This is a genomic window from Klebsiella sp. MISC125 (assembly GCF_051131775.1).
Lineage (GTDB): Bacteria > Pseudomonadota > Gammaproteobacteria > Enterobacterales > Enterobacteriaceae > Klebsiella.
On record NZ_CP180448.1, the window covers coordinates 6,113,687 to 6,130,638 of the forward strand.

At 53.0% G+C, this 16,952-nt stretch carries 14 protein-coding genes; 2 read left to right on the forward strand and 12 right to left on the reverse strand.

Going from position 1 to position 16,952, the window contains the following annotated elements; all coding sequences use genetic code 11:
• Positions 1-56 precede the first annotated feature (56 nt).
• From ACMYSL_RS28605 to sodA, 4 genes are all read right to left on the reverse strand, one after another.
• Positions 57-1,013 carry a sugar phosphate isomerase/epimerase family protein gene (locus ACMYSL_RS28605; RefSeq protein ID WP_434660898.1) on the reverse strand — a complete coding sequence of 319 codons (957 nt, stop codon included), beginning with the start codon at positions 1,011-1,013 and terminating at the stop codon, positions 57-59.
• 8 nt (positions 1,014-1,021) lie between these two features.
• On the reverse strand, positions 1,022-1,726 hold the full coding sequence (locus tag ACMYSL_RS28610) for a UTRA domain-containing protein (protein ID WP_434660900.1): 705 nt from the start codon (positions 1,724-1,726) through the stop codon (positions 1,022-1,024).
• A gap of 228 nt (positions 1,727-1,954) precedes the next feature.
• Positions 1,955-2,629 carry a 6-hydroxyaminopurine reductase gene (yiiM, locus tag ACMYSL_RS28615; protein WP_434664311.1) on the reverse strand — a complete coding sequence of 225 codons (675 nt, stop codon included), beginning with the start codon at positions 2,627-2,629 and terminating at the stop codon, positions 1,955-1,957.
• A gap of 71 nt (positions 2,630-2,700) precedes the next feature.
• Positions 2,701-3,321: a superoxide dismutase [Mn] gene (sodA, locus tag ACMYSL_RS28620; RefSeq protein ID WP_110276139.1), complete on the reverse strand. Its 621-nt coding sequence runs from the start codon at positions 3,319-3,321 to the stop codon at positions 2,701-2,703.
• 292 nt (positions 3,322-3,613) lie between these two features.
• Between sodA and rhaT the strand changes: the two genes are divergently transcribed.
• Positions 3,614-4,648 carry an L-rhamnose/proton symporter RhaT gene (rhaT, locus tag ACMYSL_RS28625; protein ID WP_110276138.1) on the forward strand — a complete coding sequence of 345 codons (1,035 nt, stop codon included), beginning with the start codon at positions 3,614-3,616 and terminating at the stop codon, positions 4,646-4,648.
• Positions 4,649-4,682: 34 nt separating this feature from the next.
• Here the strand turns inward: rhaT and ACMYSL_RS28630 are convergent, their stop codons facing one another.
• The 6 genes from ACMYSL_RS28630 to ACMYSL_RS28655 all read right to left on the reverse strand — a co-directional run bounded on the left by ACMYSL_RS28630 (position 4,683) and on the right by ACMYSL_RS28655 (position 14,299).
• Complete coding sequence (locus ACMYSL_RS28630) at positions 4,683-6,770, reverse strand: metallophosphoesterase (protein WP_434660901.1); 2,088 nt, start codon at positions 6,768-6,770, stop codon at positions 4,683-4,685.
• Positions 6,771-6,799: 29 nt separating this feature from the next.
• The gene (locus ACMYSL_RS28635; protein ID WP_434660903.1) at positions 6,800-7,507 is read right to left on the reverse strand and encodes an oligogalacturonate-specific porin KdgM family protein; all 708 of its coding nucleotides are present in this window, start codon (positions 7,505-7,507) and stop codon (positions 6,800-6,802) included.
• Positions 7,508-7,680: 173 nt separating this feature from the next.
• Positions 7,681-10,167 (reverse strand): phosphoenolpyruvate--protein phosphotransferase, encoded by a 2,487-nt coding sequence (ptsP, locus tag ACMYSL_RS28640; protein WP_434660904.1) that lies wholly within the window; start codon positions 10,165-10,167, stop codon positions 7,681-7,683.
• Positions 10,168-10,171: 4 nt separating this feature from the next.
• The gene (locus tag ACMYSL_RS28645; RefSeq protein ID WP_434660905.1) at positions 10,172-12,769 is read right to left on the reverse strand and encodes a glycoside hydrolase family 38 C-terminal domain-containing protein; all 2,598 of its coding nucleotides are present in this window, start codon (positions 12,767-12,769) and stop codon (positions 10,172-10,174) included.
• 95 nt (positions 12,770-12,864) lie between these two features.
• Complete coding sequence (locus ACMYSL_RS28650) at positions 12,865-13,992, reverse strand: PTS fructose transporter subunit IIC (RefSeq protein ID WP_110276133.1); 1,128 nt, start codon at positions 13,990-13,992, stop codon at positions 12,865-12,867.
• Complete coding sequence (locus tag ACMYSL_RS28655) at positions 13,985-14,299, reverse strand: PTS fructose transporter subunit IIB (protein WP_110276132.1); 315 nt, start codon at positions 14,297-14,299, stop codon at positions 13,985-13,987. Before ACMYSL_RS28655 ends, ACMYSL_RS28650 begins: the two co-directional genes overlap by 8 nt.
• Positions 14,300-14,363: 64 nt before the next feature.
• On the opposite strand from ACMYSL_RS28655, the gene ACMYSL_RS28660 reads away from it, so the two are divergent.
• Positions 14,364-14,498 (forward strand): hypothetical protein, encoded by a 135-nt coding sequence (locus ACMYSL_RS28660; protein ID WP_434660907.1) that lies wholly within the window; start codon positions 14,364-14,366, stop codon positions 14,496-14,498.
• A gap of 418 nt (positions 14,499-14,916) precedes the next feature.
• Here the strand turns inward: ACMYSL_RS28660 and rhaR are convergent, their stop codons facing one another.
• Positions 14,917-15,765, reverse strand: a complete 849-nt coding sequence (gene rhaR / locus ACMYSL_RS28665; protein ID WP_434660909.1) for an HTH-type transcriptional activator RhaR — start codon at positions 15,763-15,765, stop codon at positions 14,917-14,919.
• A 73-nt stretch (positions 15,766-15,838) separates the two neighbouring features.
• Positions 15,839-16,675: an HTH-type transcriptional activator RhaS gene (rhaS, locus tag ACMYSL_RS28670; RefSeq protein ID WP_110276129.1), complete on the reverse strand. Its 837-nt coding sequence runs from the start codon at positions 16,673-16,675 to the stop codon at positions 15,839-15,841.
• Positions 16,676-16,952: the final 277 nt, after the last annotated feature.

Consider the following 16,952-nt stretch of genomic DNA (forward strand, 5'->3'; position numbering starts at 1 on the left):
ACAGCCAACCATAAATAATGGTGCGCCTGCATAGTTCTTCACTAATTAATTACAAATTATTGGATATTTATAAATTCACCGCATAGATCACGAATGTATTTAATTTGCGCAAGGGCATGTTCTTTTTCCTGTGCCAGGCGAGCATCAACCAGATGAGTATCAGGTAAAGGGGTATAGCTCGCGTCTCGCCACGGGATCCAGGGATTATCACCCTCATCATCGAAACGAAATGCGGGCGCATAATATTCCACTTCTTCTTCAAGACCAAAAGAGAGGACTTGCGGTTTATCCTCGCCTAAAAGCAACAATGCCCTGAGCATCTCTTTCATTGGTAAATCGCCATACCCGGAACGACAAGCTTCATGCCCCCAACCCTTTCCTTCTTTAATAATTCGGGCATCCTTGATATGTACCTGAGTAATTAATGGTGACATCACCTCTAATGCCGCAAGGGGTTGCTCATTGGCATTAATCATATTGCCAAAATCGAACAAAATAGAGAGGTTCTGCATACCGCTATTTCTCACCAGCGCCACCAGTTCATGGCCCTGCAAATCTTCATGCTGTTCAATAGTAAAGCTCAACCCACAATCATCAAACTGTGACAACCAGGCGATATCACTGGCAATTTTCTCCAGTACATCCTTTAGATAGCCTTCGTATCGAGGGTAGAAGCGCACCGAGGTTGCGCCGGTTGCCTGCGCGATGCGGATGGCGTCAGCCAATGTTTCCCGATCAGATGCGCTCGTTTCTATATGAACATCCAGACCATAGTTTGCCGCTTTTTCCTTAAAGCACTGCAATTGCTGGCTATTCATATTCTGTAGTGCTTGAGATTCACCATCTTCGACATGGACTTTTACCCCTTTTAATTCTTGTTGATGAGCAATATCCAACAAATCGCCAGGGAGAATACGTTCATAACGCATATTTAAATGAAAAGCATAAGCATGGAGATAGAGCCGTATATTTTTAGCTCGTTCAACAAGACATTCTCTATTCATATTTTCCATAATCTTTCTCATTCATCACGAATAACAAGTTCCACGGACTCAAGGCGCCAGTATTCAAAGTCAATCTGAACCACCTTTTTATCATGAGTCGCACGATGTTTTTCTACCAAAATACCGTAGGTATTAGGCGCAACCCCCAATTCCTTACAAGCCATTTCCGGCATATTGACCGGTTTAAAGACCATTTCTTTAATATTTAACACGTAACCAAACTCCTCCTCCCAGACTCTGGCAAAAGATTTATCTTCCAGTTTCTGGATAAAACCCGGAGCAATTTCAGCGTTAATATAAGACTCATGATAAAATACTTTGTGCTCGTCAAGGCCACACCACCCAGTAATAAGGTATTGTTTACCCGAAGCCTGAAAAACCTGATCAACATGGTGCGGAACGGTCTCAACGGCCTCTTTTGATAAATACCCCCAAAATGGATTGCGTCCCTGAGCTCGTGCTTCAGCATTAAAGCTTGAAAGTGATTTAGGGTTATAAATGAATCGCTTCGACGAAATAAACCAACCACTACGGTTTTTTCTAAAAATACGTGAGTCAACTTCAAGTTCAATAAGAACCTGACGTAAGGTCATACGCTTCGCATCCAACAACTCACAAAGTTCCCTCTCAGAAGGTAACTTTGCGCCAGCCGGTAAATTTTTCTCATTCAGCCAGCTTTCGAAGCGCTCTCTGAGGACATCAACATAGTTTTTCTCTTTCATATCGCCCAATCTGGTTTAAACCAATTTCCACATAAGATATTTGAGTGCAGGGAATACTCAAGTTTTTTTTCGTAACCAAGGCTTTTTTTGTGGACCAGGTAACAAGAATGGCTCTGAAGTACGTGGCCACAAACCTGTTGCCACGCTAAATAGATGAGGCAAAGCGTAGAGGAAAAGCAGGGGCGATCGGCCCCTATATGAGAAGAGGAAAACTAACGAGCGGGCGAGCTATTTCCCCCACAATCTCCGGGAATGGTCTTCGATCTGCCCGCTTAAACGCCGTTTCTGCATGGTACGACTCCAGCTCACCGATAGCCCCGCCGCCGATAGCAGGCGGTGGTACTGTTCATCATCAAACGGCATAGACCAGGCGATCGCGCCAGCCTCGTGCACGCTAACATCGCTTAGCCGGGAGACCAGTACCAGCGGCGTATCGCTGGATACCTTCCCGCCCGCCACCACCCGATACAGCCAGCCGGTTTTGCCGCTGTTCTGCATCAGCTGCGCCATATCGCTGACGGCAAAGTGATAGTTGAGCTTAAAGCACGGCGAACGTGGCTGCGTCACCTGAATCAGCGCCTCTCCCCAGCGGAAGATATCGCCAATAAAGACGTTTTGCTCCGTCAGTCCCTCGGTCGAGAGATTCTCGCCAAACGCCGGAGCGCAGAACAGGTCCGCCTGCTGAGGCAGCTCGCGAGCCCAGTGTGCATAATGTTCACGCGGATAGTGGCACAGCGCGCGGTCCGGCCCGCCGTGAATTTTCTTCTCCGCCTGCTCATCGCCCTCAAGGCCGAGATCGCCGAGGGTTAATTCACCATCGACCTGAATTTTGCTTATTGCGCTCGGGCGGCTGCCGGGATAGTCGCGAATGCGCCCAATGTAGACATTTAGCGGATAGTGCATCTGCTGCTCCTTGCTGCGGACATAAAAAAAGCGAGTCATCAGACTCGCTTCTCACTCAGCACAATGCAACCTTATTTTTTGGCGGCAAAACGCGCTGCAGCTTCGTCCCAGTTAACCACGTCCCAGAACGCTTTGATGTAGTCCGGGCGACGGTTCTGGAATTTCAGGTAGTAAGCGTGTTCCCACACGTCCAGACCCACAATTGGGAAACCGGAAGCGCCGGAGATAGCTTCGCCCATCAGCGGGGAATCCTGGTTCGCTGTAGAAACTACAGCCAGCTTATCGCCTTTCAGCACCAGCCACGCCCAGCCGGAGCCGAAACGGGTAGCAGCCGCTTTTTCAAATTCCGCTTTGAAGTTATCAACGGAACCGAAATCGCGCTCGATAGCCGCTTTCAGGTCACCCTGCAGCGTGGTACCGGTTTTCAGGCCTTTCCAGAACAGGCTGTGGTTAGCATGGCCGCCAGCGTTGTTACGCAGAACGGTTTTTTTGTCAGCCGGCAGCTGATCCAGTTTGGTGATCAGTTCTTCAGCAGACAGGCTAGCGAATTCCGGCAGGCTTTCCAGCGCAGCGTTGGCATTGTTAACGTAGGCCTGGTGGTGTTTAGTGTGATGGATTTCCATCGTCTGCTTGTCAAAGTGCGGTTCCAGGGCGTCATAAGCGTACGGCAGGGCTGGCAGTGTATAACTCATAATCATCTCCATTATTGTCGAGCGGCGGAAGGTGTTAATGCCGCGTAAGCAGTTGGTTCATTATAGTTAATTAAATGATATTGAAAACGCTTATCAATGCCGTATTTTTAATAAGGTTATAACAGACGGTTATACACGTGGTTTTGTGATGTAGAACAACGAATTAAGCTTCTGGTTGCCAAAGAAGGATGTTACGTGGCAACAGGCTGAAGGCAGTAAAACTGACCGATTTTTACACTCATCGGGTCGGAAAATGATTTATCCGATAAAAAAATAGATGAGGATAGAATCAATGAATCACGCGATTACGATGGGTATTTTTTGGCATTTGATAGGTGCGGCCAGTGCAGCCTGTTTCTATGCCCCGTTCAAAAAAGTTAAACATTGGTCCTGGGAAACCATGTGGTCTATCGGCGGGATTGTCTCCTGGCTGATACTGCCCTGGGCCATCAGCGCCATGCTGCTCCCTGATTTTTGGGCCTACTACGGCTCCTTTAATGCCTCCACGCTCCTGCCGGTGTTCCTGTTCGGCGCGATGTGGGGTATCGGCAATATCAACTATGGCCTGACCATGCGCTATCTCGGCATGTCGATGGGGATCGGTATCGCCATTGGCATTACGTTGATTGTCGGCACGCTAATGACCCCAATCCTCAACGGTCAGTTCGATGTCTTAATTAACACCAAAGGCGGCCAAATGACGCTGCTCGGCGTGCTGGTTGCGGTGATTGGCGTGGGGATAGTCACTCGCGCAGGCCAGCTCAAAGAGCGCAAAATGGGCATCAAAGCCGAAGACTTCAACCTGAAAAAGGGGCTGGTACTGGCGGTAATGTGCGGCATTTTCTCGGCCGGTATGTCCTTTGCGATGAACGCCGCAAAACCGATGCATGAAGCCGCCGCCGCGCTCGGCGTTGACCCGCTCTACACCGCGCTGCCAAGCTACGTGGTGATTATGGGCGGCGGTGCGCTGGTCAACCTCGGTTTCTGCTTTATCCGCCTGGCAAAAGTGAAGAATCTGTCGATAAAAGCCGACTTCTCGCTAGCAAAACCACTGATCATCAGCAATATCCTGCTTTCCGCATTGGGCGGCCTGATGTGGTACCTCCAGTTCTTCTTCTACGCCTGGGGCCACGCCAGCATTCCGGCACAGTACGACTACATGAGCTGGATGCTGCATATGAGCTTCTATGTCTTGTGCGGTGGGCTGGTTGGCCTGGTGCTGAAAGAGTGGAAAAACGCAGGACGTCGCCCGGTTGGCGTACTGAGCCTCGGCTGCGTGGTGATTATCATCGCTGCAAACATCGTCGGCCTGGGAATGGCGAACTAATTCTTGCCCCTGCCGCATCGGCAGGGGCAAGGTTTTAACGCGCGGAGATTTCCCCCGTTTCGCTATTCAGGTGGAAATTTCGTGAAGGGTTTCCCCGAAGGTATTTATCGATAACGCTAAAAATACTGCCAAAACGCAGGCGGAAAATGGACTCGAAATCGCTATCCGCCATCACTGCTGAAGCCTCAGCAGGTAAGGACTGCGCCAGCGTGCGGGTTAGCAACTGATATTCGCGTAAGCGTTGCGCGGAAATATCGCGTAGCGCCAGCTCATCGGCATTGCGCAGGCGATAAAAATCCACCGCCAAATCAAAGCCGTTCCAGGATGCAAACTGATCAAGCGTCATGCCAGCATCCCGAGCCAAAGCTTGCGCTTTTTGCTGCGCCAACTGCCATGCTCCAGCATTTTTTTGCAGATAGATTTGCCCGATAGCCCTGACAGGAGGCTCATCTCCTTTAGCGCACACGGCACGATCGCTGCTCATCGGTACGGTCAGAACATCTTGCCAGGAGGTATGACTGCTCAACTGACTCAGCGTCAGCATTTCCGCGCCGTTCAGGCTAAAAAGCATCTGCCGAATTTCACACGGCCACTCTTCAGGAATAAAGCGCAGCCGGGTAAGCTCGGTGATGTGCCAGTTAGTAAAGTCATAATAATCCTTCGCCCCCAGCACCGCTTTGTTCCATAAATGCGCAGATCCTGTCGCTTTCAGATGCTCCCACTCTTGCTGATAATGTTCAAAAAGCTCATTAAAGCGCGGTACGCTGTCCAGGATAACGGTCTGAACATCAATTTCGCTACGGTTAGCGAAATTGAGGATTTTATACGCTGGAACATAGGCCGCCATGGAAGGTGCCTGAATGTTAAATAGCAGGCTGCCGTCAGGATATTTGCGCACGCCGGTATCGTTAAAGTGCATATGTCCGCCAACGTGAACGCCAATACCCGTTTTCGCTAACGCATGGCTGGTATCCTCCTTCGGGGCTCGCTTCAACTGAAATTTGCCTTCGCCAAAGATGGACTCCAGATCGCTGGCAGCGCCGTTATCAAACTCCACCATCGGGAAATGGCTGAAGGTGATCAGCGTCTTGTTCTGCTCCTTTGCTCGCCTGGCAACGGACGTCATCCACGCCACGACCTGCTGCTTGTGAGTGAGCATTTTGTTGTAACCAGCATCACCTGAACCCGCGAAGTTTTTAGCGGACTGCGGATTCGCCATATCCGCATCCTCGCGCGGCACATAGACATTCGCATCAACGGCCAACAGCCATAGACCCGGTATCGGCTCAACAAGATAGCTGCTGTCAGCGACGGTAAAACAAGGGCCATAACCTGGTTGTCGATATGAACCTCCGGTTCCCTGGGCGCAAATCTCATATTGCCGCTGGCGGAAGTCGCTGGCCTGTTTTGCTTTGTCAAACGTGTAATCCTGCTGCCCGTAGGATGAATAAGGCGTTTCCCAGTAAATATCTTCAGGCTGCGGATCGATACCAAATGGAGCCATCATGTTCATGATGTACTCATAACCGCGGCTCACCATCTCCTCGCTGCAGATGGTTGGCAGTTCCGCACCTGTCGGGATAAGCGCGGTTTTCCCTTGATAGCCCGTACACTCTTTGGCGCCAAAACTAAAAATACGCTGCGTTTTTCCTCCCTGCCCTAAGAAATCCTCTTCTCCATCGGGTAAATCAAAGGGCCGGTTAGGATCATGATTGCCCGGTGTTGCAAAGAATCGCATGGCATATTTTTGCTCATACTCCTTCAGCAAGGTCACCAATCCACGGATATGCACAGACTGCCCGTCATCGCTAAAATCACCAGGAAGCGCGATCAGTTTGATCCCCTTTTTCCCGGCATCGTCCAGCGCCGCGCGCAGGGCAAAGTAGTTTTCATTGAATAATCGCGTTGACGTAAGCTGCGCATACATGGTGCGAATCATTGCATTCTGCCCACTTTTGCTATTCTTCAGCCCGCTAAATGCGCCATCCTGAAATTCGCCGTACACATCATGAAAATGGATATCCGGCATAAATGCGACACGGTATTGATAATTCTCTGTAGCCGAAGCGACATGGCTACAGAGCATAAATGCCGCTATTCCGGCAATGGAAATTACTCTCATTACATCTCCTTATTTTTATCAAAAAATAATTAGAAGTTGTAGGTAATACCTACGCGATAACGCATCTCCCAGGCATCACGATAAGTTTTGCCATCTTTTTCATAGGAGCCATCATCATATGAAACATACCCTAATTCGACATACGGCACCCAGGTTTTGTTTCCTCTCCAGGCTACCGTCACATTATGCACATAGTCTTTTTCTTTACCGCGCAATGCCGGGTAGTCGGTATCGAATTTATATTCAAAATCGTAATCAAAAGAGACATCATAAATCCGATAACCAAGATATAAGTTTGCCTGCCAGTAGTGCTGGCTGGCTCTATCCGGGTCATACTCACGCTCATAGTCGCGGACAGCGTAGCGCAGCCGAAGCCCGCTGGAGAATGCGTCAGTCCAGTTATAGACGCTCTTCACACTAAACTTATAAGCCGTATCACGCTCCCCTGAATCCAGCGCGAAGGAGGGAGTGATGGAGAGATTGCCCAGAAGCTTATATTTGTAGCCAAGCTCAAATTCATTGCCTTTAGAAGAGAGATTATCCAGAAAACCGCCTTGTTTACTTTCCCACTTCCCTTCAACGCTAAAGTAAATACCGTTATTTAAAGAATGACCCATTTTAATACGATCTTCTTGTTTATGCTGATCGCCCAACCACTCATGCCGATAATCAATATAGGTTGCGTGCGAGGAAAAGCTTGCTGCTAAAAATAGTCCACAGAGGTATTGTTTTTTCATAAGAATTATCCATTTTATTAATTCATTAAAATAAAAAGAACCAACTAAAAATGATCCTCCTCTTGGCTGCGAAAAAATGTTATTAATAAATAAAGGCAGCACGATGCCGCTGCCCTGAGAGCAGATAAAAATCAGTACATAAATAAATTATCGTTCAGCAACGGCCAAAGTAATTACATCGCAATCTCCCGTTGCAGTAATTCAGCAACCGCCTGCGGATTATTACCCTCCAGCAATTGCTGGCGAAAATCAGCATGCATTAATTTTCTTGCCAGCCGCGAAAATATCTTCATGTGATCGCCTTTCTCCTGTTCGCTCACCGTCAGCATGATCACCAATGAGACAGAAACCTCCTCATTCCACGCTAGCGGCGAAGCGAGACGCATAACCGACACGCTGCTGCTGGTAACGGCGGGCGATTTGCAGTGGGGGAGCGCGATAGCAAAACCCAACGCGGTAGAAAAAATAGCCTCACGCTGCCAGATGGCCGCTTCTACTTCCGCCCCGCAGCAGGCGCGCTGCTCAATTTCAAGGTTATCGGTCAGGCGCTTAATCACTTCGGCCTTGGAGTCCACGGCCCGATCGAGCAAGATCAGACGGGGATCGAACACCGGGAAGGTGGTTGTCGACTGTTTTTTCACAAGGGCCGCCACCTCTTGCGCACTCTCGCCCGTCACGGCCAGCTGCAGCCTCTGCTGGCATTCAACGGCGGAAAGCGTAGCCAGCTGCGCTTTCGCGCTACCGATACGACTGGCGGACATACTGACATGGCGCAGCCCGGCTCCTAGCAGCAGCGGCAGCGCCTGCGGATCGCCACCCATTTCACCGCACAGGCTAATCTCCAGGCCCGCACGATGCGCCCGCGCCACCATCTCTTGCAGCAGTTGCAAAAATGCCGGATCGAAATAGTTGTAAAGATGCCGCACGCTGGCATTACCCCGGTCGCAGGCCAGAAAGTACTGCGCCAGGTCATTGCTGCCAATAGAGATAAAATCAATCCAGGCGGCCGCTTTATCCAGTAAGTAAAGCACTGAGGGGACTTCAGCCATAATGCCCAGCGACCAGGTTCCGGTCGCCACGCCCTGGGTCGTCAGCTCAGCCTGAGTCTGCTGGAACTGCGTATGTAACCACTTAACTTCCTCCAGCGTCGCCACCATCGGGGCCATAATATGCAACGGCCCGGCGGCGCTGGCGCGCAATAGCGCCCGCATCTGGGAGGTGAAAAGCGCCATAAACGCGGGATAAAGACGAATGCCGCGCCAGCCGAGGAACGGGTTCTCTTCCTCGGGTAAATTCAGGTAGTCGCAGGGTTTATCGCCGCCAATATCCAGCGTACGGATCACGACTTTGCGGCCCTGAGCTTGTTCCAGGACATGGCGATAAGCCTGATACTGCTCTTCTTCGTCAGGCGATGAGCTACGCTCGCAGAACAGCATTTCCGTGCGGAACAACCCAATCCCCTGCGCTCCGGCAGCAAACGCCGCATCGGCTTCCGCGGCCAGCGCAATATTCGCCAGCAGCGCTATGCACTCGCCATCCTGCGTGACTCCTGGCTGGTCGATAAACGGCTGCAACCGGTTAGCAATACGCTGATGTTTTTCCGTTTCCAGCTGATACCAGCGCTGCGCCAGCGCGTCCGGGGAGAGAATCGCTACGCCATGGCGAGCATCAAGCAGCAGTACTTCACCGCCGGGGATCTGCCCTGAATCCGCCGTTACCACGCTGAGCAGCGGGATACCAAACGAACGCGCCAGAATCACCGTATGCGACGTTTCGCCGCCATCGCCCATAACAATCCCCTTCAGCCTCGGGCCGCGCAGCGCCAGAAGCTGGCCGGGGGTCATCGGCGTCGGGCTTATCACAATCGTATCCTGCTGCAGAGGCGCAAGCGTGATGAGCGGTTGCGCTGTCAGATAAGCCGCCAGGCGCAGCCCGAGGTCCTGCAGATCCAGCACCCGCTGGCGTAGATAGGCGCTTCGGCTTTCACGCAGCGGAGCGCAGAGTTCATCCAACGCCTGGGCCAACGCCGCCACGGCGTTTCTCTGCTGGCGCGGCGCAAGTAATGTGCTTTCCAGCAGTGCGTCATCAAGCAGTTTACTGTGCGCCAGCAATACCGCCGCCGCGTCGCCTTGCGCATGATGATGCTCCTGGCGCAGCTGCTGGCGAACCTGAGCCAACGCATGTTGCATTGCTTTATGCTGAATTGCGGGTTCTTCAGACTCTTGCTGCTGCGCCAACGCCTGCAGATCAACCGTCCCCAGCAGCAGCGTCCTGCCCTGAGCCAGCCCCGGACTCACGCCGTTGCCGCGCACAAACGGCGATGTCGTCTGTGCAAGGAACACCGGTAAAGGCTGCTCAGAGCGATCGGCGACCGCCGCAACGGGCGTATCGCATCCGGCAAATTCATCATGAATAAACCGGCTCAGCGCCTGGTACGCCGCGTCTTCGTCATGACCGTCAATCAACAGTTCACACGGGTCCTGATAGATCACATCCGCGCCAATCATCGCCAGTACGCTGCGCGCGTCCGCCCGTCGTTGGTTACGCAAATTACACAGCTCAATTCGGGCATCAAATGTGCTGACGCGTTGCTCCAGTTCACTGGCCGGCCGGGCATGGAGCCCGTTTTCCAGCGGGCAGATAAAAGGAATTTTCAACACAACGTTATCCTCTGGAATTCGACGCAATGCGCCAGGTTACAGGTGCACAGGCAGACGCCAGCGTACGAGGGAGGGCGCCAGGCTGCTCGGCGAGCGTGACCTCACGTAGCTCATCAACCGTTTCAGGCATCGGGCTGCTAACCGGTTGAGAACCGGGGTTCCAGCCGCGCAAAATTAGCGCCTCTTCGTACTGTGCCTTTTTCAGGGTGCTGAAATGCAGCGGCGTATCCCAGCTCAGCAGGCTGTACGTCGACGGGAAGGTCAGGTCGACCGGATTGGTTTTGAATCGCGCCCAGCCGGAATCCAGCCAGCCGATGGCGGGCGTACGCCAGGCCTCCACTGCGCGCCAGAAGTCCGGGCTTTCGCCATCATGCAGCGGAATCAGTGAAAATCGCGCGGTAAATTCCCCCGGAATTTGCGAGTCCGGCGAGGGGAGAGCCATGCCGGAAGCCCGGCCCGGCCGCCAGGGCATGCCGGCTTTACCCAGCCATCCCACGCTGCGCAGCAAGGTGATTGCCAGTACAGAAGGGCGCTGTTCGGGGATCTCATATTCGCGCAGCCCCTCCGTCACCACGCTCATGCCCTGCTGACCATCGTGCATCATGGCCAGACTTTGCATCGGCCAGAGCGCGGTCGGCGCTTCGCTCCAGTTTTCCTGCTGCCAGACATCCAGCGTTGAAGGCCGATTATCGCGGCGAATCAGACCGAACGGCTGATCGGCGAAATGGACGCTTTGCGCGACATCGGTGGAAATTTCAACCTGCAGGCGATGATCGCGCAGGGTATTGTTGACGTTGACCTGCACATCGAGCGCGGGCCGCTGATGCTCCAGCGTAATCAACATGCTCACGTCGAGCCGCGCATTACGCTGACGACGCAGGCGATCCTCCAGCGTTAGCGGCGCGGCAATAGACCACGTCAGCTCCAGCGTATCGGCCAGCGCGCCCTGCTGCCAGTCGACGGACACCAACGCCCCTTCAGCACTTATTCGCCAGTCAGTTTCCGGCGGTGAATAGTTATAGGTATCGCCCGCGTCGCCGCCATCAACTAGCTGAATTAAGTCCGCCCAGCGCTTGCCGCTACGTTTATCCAGCAAAACAACGCGCCCCTGCTCAAGCGTCAGGCGCAGCCAGGAATTCTCCAGCGCGCTGTCTGCCGATGACGGAGCGGCAAAACCGCACGCCAGCCCTTCCTGCAGATAAAACGTCGTATAGCCGCAGGCAGGCAGAGCGGAAGCCTCCAGTAAGATCTCGCATTTACGATAAAAAACCGCTTCGCTACCGTTCGACAGCTCCTGGACAATTACCGACATATCCTGCGAGGTTTCGCGCATGATTTGCCAGCGGCAGGGCTGCCCGTCGCCATCCACGATGCGGAAATCAGCGCCGGGAAGGTACAACGTCAGCGCCACCAGGCCATCACGTGTATAGGGCAATGCGTTAAAAATCAGGATTTTCTTGCCCTGCTGCTGAGCGCTAATGCCCTTCGCCAACATCTGCATATTCAGCTCATAGAGCTGGTTTGCTTTCTCCTGGCCGGACAGCAGACGGGCTTTTACCATCGCATTAACCCGGTCAGAGTTGCAGCCGCCGATGCTATCGTGAGCATGGGATTTCATCATCTCGCGCCAGATGGTTTCCACCGCCTGCTGCGGATACGGTAGCCCCAAACGCCAGGCGACGCTGAGCAGCGGCTCAAGTTGGCGACTGAGGAAGTCCTCCAGCCGGGCATTCGCCTGCTTAATATCCATCCGCGTAGAGAAGATCCCCCGATGGATACGCATATATTTCGGGCTGAGCAGCTCGTCTTCGAAGGTGTCCAGCGGCGTATCAGACTGCGCAAGCGCGGCAAAATAGCGCTTAAAATCACTACGGATAAACCGATAATGCGTTTGCTGCGCGTTCAGCGCCTCCAGCATCGCGGGTACGCCATATTCAAAAGGCGACTGATCGTTGCCGTTGGGCAGCAATAGTTGCGAGCTCCGGCTAAAGAGGCCCTGCTTTTCCAGGATCGCGGACAACCGCGGCCAGGCCTGCTCCGGCTCAGTTGGCAGCCATTTCGCACAGCCATATCCCTGAGGTAATACCGCCGTTGTGACGCTGCTGCCGTCCTGGCTACGCCAGCAAAACTCGCTGTTTGCGCTATCGTATTCACTCCAGCCTCGCCAGATCACGGCATGCTCGATGGCGAACTGATTGAGAAACATCGGCAACTGCGCGCTCTGGCCGAAGGAGTCCGGGACATAGCCCACGGCCATACGCGGCCCCATTTTTTCGCAGTCCAGCGCTCCCAGCAGCAGGTTGCGGGTGATGGACTCCGCTCCGACCACCAGAAAATCCGTCTGGGTATACCACGGGCCAATGAGCAACCGCCCTGCCGCCACCAGCGCCTGCACCCGCTCGCGATTTTCCGGCGCCAACTGAAAGTAATCTTCGAGGACCACCGTTTGCCCATCAAGCATAAATGGACCTAATGTTTCATCCGCTTCCAGACGAGCCAGCAGATCGGCCATAAAATAATAGAGCAGAACCTGAGAATCATTCTCCGTAAAATACCATTCGCGATCCCAGTGCGTATGCTGAATTAAATGAACGGTTTTCATTATTTATATTCCTGTGTTCAGACATGCGTATCCCGTGCAAATATTTATCCACACTGAATAGAGAAAATGTAAATTCAGATGCGCACAGCGCGCATCTATCGGCTGGCTTTAAATTTCGGCGCCGGTGAGTTTTTTTTCACGCTGTCTTTCTCTGCATTCTCTGCAACGCCGCGAAAAATAAGCAACGATCCGACCGCGATAATCGCTGAGCCGCAGGCGATAGACAGGACGTAAACGGGCCAGCTCTCGACGGCCAGCCAGCCGTAGAATCCAGAGATCGGCGCGTGGTTTACCGAACCCAACCCTACCGCCATCGCCGCCCCAACGGCAGAGCCAATAACGTTAACGATAATGATGCGCGGGTTAGCCAGCGCAAAAGGTATTGCCCCCTCTGACACGCCAATCAGTCCCATGAGCGTCGAGGCTTTCCCCGCTTCACGCAGCGATTCAGGAAAACGCGATGACCAGATTAACGTCGCCACGCCAAGACCAATCGGCGGCACAATTATCGCGACCTGCGCGGCGGTATTGGGATCGTATATACCGGAAGCCAGCAGCGCCATCGCCGTCGTGACCGCCGCCTTGTTGACCGGCCCGCCGAGGTCGAACCCCACCATCCCGCCAATCACCGCCGCCAGCAGAACCTTATTCGTCCCCGACATCGACAGCAGCCAGCTTTCCATGCCGTGATTCAATGCCGCCAGCGGCGCACCGATCACGAAGGCCATAATGATGCAGGTCAGCAGCGTCCCGCCCACCGGCAGAATAAAAATCGGCCCGGCCGACGCCAGCGCCTTGGGTAGTTTTACGTAGCGATTTAGCGCCCGCACGATATAGCCCGCGACAAATCCCGCCGCCAGCGCCCCCAGGAAGCCGGTTCCCAGATTGCTGGCCAGCAGTCCACCGACCATACCCGGTGCCAGCCCCGGCTTGTTTGCCAGCGCAAAGCTGATGTATCCCGCCACCACCGGCAGCATCAGGGACAGCGCCAGACCACCAAAACCATCGAACTTATGCAAGGCCTGCACCACAATGCTGGCGGCCTGCTCATGGCTGGCGTCCCAGATATTATCGATACCCCAGGCAGAAGCGCCAATGCGGGCGATCCCCATTAACACCGCTCCGGCAATGACAAACGGCAGCATCCAGGAAACGCCGGTCATAATCGCATTTTTCACTTCCGCACCTGCCGAAGCCTTTCCTCCCCCCTGAAATTTAGCCATTCGCTACCTCCTGCTCCACCGCTTCAAACACGGCATCGCCAAATTTAATCGGATCGGAAACCGCGCACTCCAGCTTAATCATGCCGTCAAAACGCTCTTTACCATCGATAGCAACATCGGCGGCAATAATCACGGCGTCCGCCCGCTCCAGGTCGTCATCGGTAATGACATTCTCCGCACCGAGACTCCCCTGAGTCTCTACCTTCACTTCATGACCGCGGTTTTTACCCGTCATTTCAAGCGCTTCCGCAGCCATATAGGTATGGGCTACGCCCGTTGGGCAAGCGGCTACACAAACAATGTACATAACGCATCCTTCTGGTCGATTCAGGCAATAAAAAAAGCACAATGGCGAAAACGCGCATTGTGCTTTGAGGAAGATAAATCAGGTTATTCGCGACGCTGTCACTATCGGCACCGCTGGCGTGGCGGCACACCACAAGCTGATGCAGGCTGGAAATACGGAAGCTGAACGCCAGCTCATCACGCTTACGCGAGCACAGTAAACCCTGCGGCAGCAAGCGGCGGGAATGGCCCTCTTTCTGGCCCGACTGGCTAAAGCCGGAACACAGCGCCTGACCCGCGCAATCCCAAAGCTGGGACCAATTTTGGGTTATTTGGCTTTCGGCACAAAGCACGGGAGCAATATCACTTTCAGCCAGGTCGTTGACGGAATTAAACCAGCATGAATCAGCAAGCATAACTTTAATTTTGCTATCGATTGATAGCAAAATTAAAGTTATGCTTTTTAATACTCGCGATATAACTGAGGTTAACATAAGGCCTCCATAAAATAGTACGGAAAGTGTAAGGTAAAAAAAGGGTAATAACTGTGATTTATTGCACAGAGCATTAAATATTTGTTCTATTTTTCATTAAATACAGAATAAAAATTTCAGATATTACATTAGAAAAACTAACCAATCATACCGCTATACGACTGCGCTGCCGCCACTGCCCCGGCGTCATGCCAATCTCACGGTTAAACACCACCGAAAAGTAGTTACTGTCCTCAAACCCGCACTGCATCGCCACTTCGCCAATCAGGCGTTCCGTATGCTGTAACAGATACTGAGCGTGGCAAATCCGCAGCTGGCGCAGATAGTGGTTGATGGTCATTCCCGTCTGCTGGCGAAACTGCTGGCGTAGCGCGCGTTCGCTGCATCCTTCCCGCTCACAAAATTTATCCAGAAAGAAAGGCCGGTTCAGGCTACCCGCCAGTTCGGTAAGCAGCTTATCGAGCAGCGCCTCGCTCTGGGTTGCCGCCAGATTATCGGTGGCATAGCGATAGCGCTGGAGGATAAGCACCAGTTGAGCAAACAGCAGCTCGGCCATGTCATTGGCCTGCGCATCGCTACGGCTACTCTCGTGTTCCAGCTGGGTTATCACCTGACGGACCTGAGCCATACCGCTGCTGCCAATCCGCCAGTGCGGGACCCACGGGGTGCCGAACAGGCCAGGGATATGCGCCGCCCAGTCAAAATTAAGCCGTAACCGGTCCGGGCAATAAATCACGTTTTGCAGAACGAGATCGTTCACCGAGGCGTAGGAGTGTTTATCTTCGGCGCGGATATAGAACAAATCGCCGCGGGTTATGCGCCACGGGCGATCGTTGAGGACGTGCAGACCGTTTCCCCGCCACACCAGCACCAGTTCACAAAATTCATGAGTGTGTTCGGCAAAGACATTTTGCGGATAGCGATCCGCCACCGCCACCGCCTGGGCGGGGGAAGCAAAAAATTCATTTTTGCGAAGAATCAGCTGACCTTCCACTCATCAACTCCAGACACGAACAAACGCATCATTATTCGCGTTTATACCTGTTAATACGTTGACTGCTCTCGCGTTACTGAAGAATCGCGTCGCGCCCCTGGCGAATATCGCGCGGAGACCAGTCAAACTCCCGGCGAAAAAGCGTCGAAAAGTGGTTACTATCGCCAAAACCACAGCGATACGCGATATCGGTCACGCTGTCATCACTATGGCGCAGCAGATGGCGTGCCTTTATCAGCCGCACCCGGTTCAGATAGCGCTGCGGCGTCAGGCCAGTTTGCTGTTTTAACTGGCGATGCAGAGTGCGCAGCGATAGCGAAAACTGCGCCGCCACCTCTTCCCAGCAGACATCTTCGGCAAAATGATCTTCCAGCCAGGCCATCAGGTGATTCAATCGCGCATCGTTATCGGCGCTTCCTTCAGCAAGGCTGCTTTTACGCAGTAGCACCAGCAACTGCATAAAGAAAATCTCGCGGCTGGCGATGGAATGCATGTCCGAATCCGCACCAACATTTTCCATCTGGCCGACAATCTGGCGAACCTGCTGCAACGCGCTTTGGTTAACCCGCCAGTGTGAGAGGTAATTCCCCTCCTGCTCCTGCGGCAGCAGTTCATTCAGGCCGGACAAAAAGCGAAACGCGTCCGGCGCTCGATAAAGCACATTGGTCAGGCATAAATTATCCGTGTGCTCGTAGAGATGGCGATCGTGATCGCGAATAAAACAGACCGACCCGCCGCTGATGGTATAGGGCTGACCGTTGAAAACATGAATTCCCGTACCGTGTTCGACGATAACAATTTCATGAAAATCATGATGATGCTCAGGAAATGCCGATTGCGGGAGCCGCGGTTCAATGGCAACAGCAGAAACGCCGGACTTAAAGAAATCCACACTGTGCAACATGGTCATAGCCGCTCCTCGAAATGAGAAAAATTATCAATCAGTGGTGCAAATAGTAATTAAGGGTCGGCAATCCGGCCTTCAATTTTTGACTACAAAGTTCGTAAAGCCTGCCGCTTTTTCAAGAAATGGCGGGAAAGATCGGGAACTGCGGACAACATCACATCCCTCAGTGAGCCACTGATCAAACGAAACTGTGACCTTCCTCACGGTCACCTTTGCTTTCTTGCCAGCGGCGAATTTTCCCTGTCAGTAACAAGAAGGTGAGTCAGGCGCGACTTTTTTA

Coding starts and splice junctions, on each gene's coding strand:
- ACMYSL_RS28605 (WP_434660898.1), bottom strand. CDS start 1,013: ATGGAAAATATGAATAGAGAATGTCTTGTTGAACGAGCTAAAAATATA.
- ACMYSL_RS28610 (WP_434660900.1), bottom strand. CDS start 1,726: ATGAAAGAGAAAAACTATGTTGATGTCCTCAGAGAGCGCTTCGAAAGC.
- yiiM (WP_434664311.1), bottom strand. CDS start 2,629: ATGCACTATCCGCTAAATGTCTACATTGGGCGCATTCGCGACTATCCC.
- sodA (WP_110276139.1), bottom strand. CDS start 3,321: ATGAGTTATACACTGCCAGCCCTGCCGTACGCTTATGACGCCCTGGAA.
- rhaT (WP_110276138.1), top strand. CDS start 3,614: ATGAATCACGCGATTACGATGGGTATTTTTTGGCATTTGATAGGTGCG.
- ACMYSL_RS28630 (WP_434660901.1), bottom strand. CDS start 6,770: ATGAGAGTAATTTCCATTGCCGGAATAGCGGCATTTATGCTCTGTAGC.
- ACMYSL_RS28635 (WP_434660903.1), bottom strand. CDS start 7,507: ATGAAAAAACAATACCTCTGTGGACTATTTTTAGCAGCAAGCTTTTCC.
- ACMYSL_RS28645 (WP_434660905.1), bottom strand. CDS start 12,769: ATGAAAACCGTTCATTTAATTCAGCATACGCACTGGGATCGCGAATGG.
- ACMYSL_RS28650 (WP_110276133.1), bottom strand. CDS start 13,992: ATGGCTAAATTTCAGGGGGGAGGAAAGGCTTCGGCAGGTGCGGAAGTG.
- ACMYSL_RS28655 (WP_110276132.1), bottom strand. CDS start 14,299: ATGTACATTGTTTGTGTAGCCGCTTGCCCAACGGGCGTAGCCCATACC.
- rhaS (WP_110276129.1), bottom strand. CDS start 16,675: ATGACCATGTTGCACAGTGTGGATTTCTTTAAGTCCGGCGTTTCTGCT.